Annotated in this window: 4 protein-coding genes; all 4 read right to left on the reverse strand. The window is 71.4% G+C overall.

Features of this window, described 5'->3' with window-relative positions; genetic code table 11:
• Positions 1-123: 123 nt before the first annotated feature.
• Genes ABT342_RS16935 through ABT342_RS16950 form a run of 4 tightly spaced genes read right to left on the reverse strand, consistent with a single transcriptional unit; the run spans position 124 to position 4,592 of the window.
• The gene (locus ABT342_RS16935; RefSeq protein WP_351573578.1) at positions 124-867 is read right to left on the reverse strand and encodes a DUF3159 domain-containing protein; all 744 of its coding nucleotides are present in this window, start codon (positions 865-867) and stop codon (positions 124-126) included.
• Positions 868-870: 3 nt separating this feature from the next.
• A complete protein-coding gene (locus tag ABT342_RS16940; RefSeq protein ID WP_351573580.1) occupies positions 871-1,278 on the reverse strand; it encodes an OB-fold nucleic acid binding domain-containing protein in 408 nt (135 codons plus the stop codon).
• Positions 1,279-1,312: 34 nt separating this feature from the next.
• Positions 1,313-1,999: a response regulator gene (locus tag ABT342_RS16945; RefSeq protein WP_351573583.1), complete on the reverse strand. Its 687-nt coding sequence runs from the start codon at positions 1,997-1,999 to the stop codon at positions 1,313-1,315.
• A 49-nt stretch (positions 2,000-2,048) separates the two neighbouring features.
• Positions 2,049-4,592 (reverse strand): ATP-binding protein, encoded by a 2,544-nt coding sequence (locus ABT342_RS16950; RefSeq protein WP_351573586.1) that lies wholly within the window; start codon positions 4,590-4,592, stop codon positions 2,049-2,051.
• Positions 4,593-5,487: the final 895 nt, after the last annotated feature.

The raw sequence follows: 5,487 nt of genomic DNA on the forward strand, positions 1-5,487 counted from the left end.
CAGCACGGCGCCACGGTGACCGGTGACGGCACTCTGTACGTGGTCGGCACCGGACCGATCGACCCGTCCGAGGACGCCCCCGGGACCGTGTCGGTCCCGGGCCCCTCGGCGTACAGGCGGCGGCTACTCCCCGCGGTCGCGCGCGGCAGCGGCCTCGCGCTCGCGCGCCTCCTCCGCCTCCATCTCCGCGAAGACATCGATCGGCGGCGGCGCCTTCGCCAGGAAGACCCAGGTCAGGTAGACCGCCAGCAGGAACGGCGGGATCTTCAGCGTGACCAGGACCCAGCCCAGCTGCGTCGTATCGGCCCACCAGTAGAGCGGGAAGAGGATCGCGCACTTGGCGAGCAGGATCAGGCCCCACGCCAAGCTGGCCTTGGCGTACGCCTTCTTGCGGCCCGGGTTGCGGGTGCGCCAGGAGAGGTTCTCCTTGAAGACCGGGCCGAGGATCAGGCCGATCAGCGGGACTCCCGCCAGCGTCGAGATGATGTACGCCAGAGCCAGGCCCAGCGTGTACAGCATGCCGGGCAGGTAGAAGTCCTTCGCGTCGCCGGTCATCATCGCGAACACGACGCCGACCGCGACCCCGAAGACCCCGCTGAACGCGTGCTTGGCGGTGTCCTTGCGGACCAGCCGTACGGCGACGAGGACCAGCGACACCGCGAGGGCCGCGATCGCCGAGACGTGCAGGTCCTGGTTGATCGTGAAGATCGTGACGAAGAGCAGTCCGGGCAGGACCGTCTCCACCAGGCCGCGGAGCCCGCCGAAGGCCTCGAACAAGGCCGCTTCGGTCACGGCCTTGGCATGGTCGTGGTCGTGGGCGGCGTTGTCTTCCTGTTCCTGCGTGGTCGGCTTGTCGAGGGACGTCACCGGCTACTCCTGTCCGAGCGGTCGGAGCTCGTATTTGGGATTGAACAGCACCCGTCGGCCGTGACTCATGGCGATCCGGCCCGAGGCGATCATCTTGCGGCCCGGCTCTATGCCCACGATGGAGCGCCGGCCCAGCCACACCACGTCCAGGGCTGCGGAGCCGTCGAACAGCTCCGCCTCCAGGGCCGGGACACCGGCCCGCGGTCGCAGGGTGACCGTGCGCAACGTACCAGTCACCTTGACTATCTGGCGGTCGCCGCAGTCGCAGATGCGTGTGCAGCCCGTCGCCGCGGCGTCCTCCTTGAGCTCCTCGGACTCGAGGTCCTGCTGGGAGCTGGACAGCCGGTCGAGCATCCGGCGGAATCGGCCCGCCGGCTTCGCTGCGTTGTCGGGTCGGGATGCGGCACTCATACAGAAAGCGTACCGGGGTGCTCCGGAGCGGAGATCAGCCCTCGAACCGGTATCCCATGCCCGGCTCGGTGACGAAGTGCTTCGGGTGCGACGGGTCGGCCTCCAGCTTGCGGCGAAGCTGCGCCATGTACACCCGCAGGTAGTTGGTCTCGGTGCCGTACGAGGGCCCCCACACCTCCTGGAGCAGCTGCTTCTGGCTGACCAGCCGGCCGGTGTTGCGTACGAGCACCTCCAGCAGGTGCCACTCGGTGGGGGTGAGGCGTACGTCGCGGCCGTCCCGGTTGACCTTCTTCGCGGCGAGATCGACGGTGAAGCCCTCGGTCTCGACGATGACGACCTCGTCCTCGCCGGCGCCGGCGGGTTCGGCGCGGCGCACCGCTGCGCGCAGCCGGGCGAGAAGCTCGTCCATGCCGAAGGGCTTGGTGACGTAGTCGTCGGCGCCGGCATCGAGCGCCTCGACCTTCTCGTCGGAGGTGTGCCGGGCGGAGAGGACCAGGATCGGGACCCGGGTCCAGCCGCGCAGGCCCTTGATCACCTCGACGCCGTCCATGTCCGGCAGACCGAGGTCGAGAACGACGACGTCCGGGTGGCGCGCCGCGGCGAGCTGCAGCGCCGTCGCCCCGTCGGGTGCCGCGTCCACTTCGTACTTGCGCGCCTTCAGGTTGATCACGAGGGCGCGTACGATCTGCGGCTCGTCGTCGACCACGAGCACTCGGGTCATGAGTGCCTTCCTCTCTTCTCTCGTCCGTGTGTCGGGGTGGCCCGGCCGGTCAGCCGGTGATCCGGGCGGGGAGTTCGGAGCCGACCGGTACACGGCCGGGCACCGCCTGGAGGGTCAGGACCATGGTCAGTCCGCCGCCGGGGGTGTCCTCCGCGGTCAGGGTGCCGCCCATCGCTTCGACGAAGCCGCGGGCGACCGCGAGGCCGAGACCGACGCCCGCGCCGCGCGGGGCGTCGCCGACACGCTGGAAGGGCTCGAAGATCCGTTCCTTCGCGTCGTCGGGGACGCCGTGCCCGCGGTCTACGACCCGTACTTCCACCCGGTCGCCGAGGACGCTCGCGGACACCAGGACGGATGTCGCGTCGGGGCTGTACTTGGCGGCGTTCTCGACGATGTTGGCGACGGCCCGCTCCAGCAGCCCCCGGTCCACGCGGACCATCGGGAGCGTCTCCGGGATGTCCAGCTCGACGGCGGTGTCGGGGACGCCGACGAGGGCCATGGGGACGACCTCGTCGAGGTCGGTCTCGCGGATCAGCGGGGTGACGGTGCCGGTCTGGAGGCGGGACATGTCGAGCAGGTTGCCGACGAGATGGTCGAGCCGGTCGGCGCCCTCCTCGATGCCTTCGAGGAGGGCGGCCCGGTCCTCCTCGGACCATTCGACGTCGTCGGAGCGCAGCGAGGTGACGGCGGCCTTGATGCCCGCGAGCGGGGTGCGCAGATCGTGGCTGACGGCGGCGAGCAGCGCGGTGCGGATCCGGTTGCCCTCGGCGAGCTTACGGGCCTCCTCGGCCTCGCCGACGAGGCGCTGGCGGTCGAGGACGACGGCCGCCTGGGCGGCGAAGGCTCCGAGGACGCGGCGGTCCGAGGCGGGCAGGACGCGGCCGGACAGGGCCAGGGCCATGTGGTCGCCGACGGGCATGTCGACGTCCGCGTCCTCGGGGCGGTCGGCCGGGGCGGGGCCGACGCTGCCGGCGCAGGTCCACGGCTCGACGTCGCTCCCGCGCTCCAGTAGGGCGACGGACTCCATCAGGAAGGTCTCGCGGACGCGTTCGAGGAGGGCGTCGAGCGACGTCTCGCCGCGCAGCACGCTGCCGGCGAGGAAGGAGAGGATCTCGGACTCGGCGCGCAGCCTGGCGGCCTGGTGGGTACGGCGGGCGGCCAGGTCGACGACGGAGGCGACGGAGATCGCCACCCCCACGAAGATCACGATGGCGACGATGTTCTTGGGGTCGGCGACGGTGAGCCGGTGCAGCGGCAGGGTGAAGTAGTAGTTCAGCAGCAGGGAGCCGAAGGCCGCCGACGCCAGCGCCGGGAGCAGTCCGCCGAGGAGTGCCGCGGCCACCGTCAGCGACAGGAACAGCAGCATGTCGTTGGCGAGGCCGAGATCGACGTCGATGTTGGTCAGCAGCAACGCCAGCAGGGCCGGGCCGGCCACGCCGACCGCCCAGCCCCAGATGATCCGGGAGCGGCCGAGCCGGGCGCCGCGGGCCACCGGCAGCCCACGGCCGCGGCCCACCTCGTCGTGGGTGACGATGTGGACGTCCAGGTCGGGGCCGGAGTCGCGGGCGACGGTGGCGCCGACGCCGGGGCCGAACACGTACTGCCAGGCCTTGCGGCGCGAGGAGCCGAGGACGATCTGGGTGGCGTTGACGCCGCGCGCGAAATCGAGCAGCGCGGAGGGGATGTCATCGCCTATGACGTGGTGGAACGTGCCGCCGAGGTCCTCGACCAGGGTCCGCTGGACCGCCAGCTCCTTGGGGGAGGCGGAGGTGAGGCCGTCGCTGCGGGCGATGTAGACGGCGAGGATCTCGCTGCCGGAGCCCTTGGCGGCCATCCGGGCGGCGCGGCGGATGAGGGTACGTCCCTCGGGGCCGCCGGTGAGGCCGACCACGATGCGTTCGCGGGCGCGCCAGGTGGAGCGGATGTCGTGCTCACCGCGGTACTGCTGGAGGTACTCGTCGACGCGGTCGGCGACCCAGAGCAGGGCGAGCTCGCGCAGGGCGGTGAGGTTTCCGGGGCGGAAGTAGTTGGACAGCGCGGCGTCGACCTTGTCCGGCTTGTAGATGTTGCCGTGGGCCATGCGGCGGCGCAGCGCCTGTGGCGACATGTCGACGAGTTCGATCTGGTCGGCGCGGCGGACGACCTCGTCGGGGACGGTCTCGCGCTGCCGTACGCCGGTTATCGACTCGACGACGTCACCGAGCGACTCCAGGTGCTGGATGTTGACGGTCGAGACGACGTCGATCCCGGCGGCGAGCAGTTCCTCGATGTCCTGCCAGCGCTTGGCGTTACGTGAGCCGGGCACGTTGGTGTGGGCCATTTCGTCCACGAGGGCGACGGCCGGTCTGCGCGCAAGTACGGCGTCGACGTCCATCTCGGTGAAGACGGAGCCCCGGTACTCGATCTCGCGGCGGGGGATCTGCTCCAGGCCGTGCAGCATGACCTCGGTGCGCGGCCGGTCGTGGTGCTCCACGAAGCCGACGACGCAGTCCGTGCCCCGCTCGACGCGGCGGTGCGCCTCGGAGAGCATCGCGTACGTCTTGCCGACGCCCGGAGCCGCGCCGAGGTAGATCCGTAGCTTGCCGCGTCCCATGGCCTCATTGTCCTTCGTGACAGCCGCGCTGTGTCAGCCGCGTCCGTCGATGGACGCCTCGTCGAAAGCTACAGCCCCGAAAACGGGCGAATCGGTCGAGGGACGGTGGCAGGGGGCGTATTGACGCGATTCTGATGGGGATGGGTGGGGTGGCTCGCGGGGTGAGCTCCGGTCGGTGGCTGGAGGCGTCGCGGCCGTGGCCTGGCGATGCGTGCGGGGCGTAGGCCGGCCGGTGGGCGGCGATGTTGGCGCGCCTGCGGCGGGCTTCTTCCCCTACCCGCCCCTTCCCGAAACTGGGGCGCTGCCCCAGACCCCGCGCCTCAAACGCCGGCGGGGCTGGATGGTCGGGGGCTTCGCCCTCAGGCCCCCTTACGGCCGTTGGCCGTGTCCTCAAACTCCCCCCAGACGGGCTGGCGAATCCAGCCTCGCCGGCGTTTGAGGCGCGGGGGTTCGGGGGCGGAGCCCCCGCAAGCGGGGGCTGGGGCGCAGCCCCATTATCGGGAAGGGGCGGGGTGGGGTGAGGCCCGCCGCAGGCGCCCCTCGCCACGGGGCCAGGGCGAAGCCCCACGTCGACACTGCGGGAAGGGGCGGGGCCGGGAGCGACGCCGCCGCAGGCCCCCGGCGCGGGCGGGAGTGGCCCGGGACCCGGGCCACTCAAGGGGACGTACGGCACCCCCAGGGCCGACGGGCACCACCGCGGCCAAGAGCGGACCCCGGAACAACCCGTACCGGACCCTGCCGAAGGAATTTCCGGACCTCAGGAATTCCCGGGCCGCGCTGAAGCCGACGAACACCGCCACAGCCAAAAGCGGACCCCAGGACACCCAGCCCCGAAGCCCGCCAGAGGCGCTAGCGGACCTCGGCGATTCCCGGGCCGCGCTGAAGCCGACGAACA

This window comes from Streptomyces sp. NPDC000410, from assembly GCF_040300305.1.
Classification (GTDB): Bacteria; Actinomycetota; Actinomycetes; order Streptomycetales; family Streptomycetaceae; genus Streptomyces.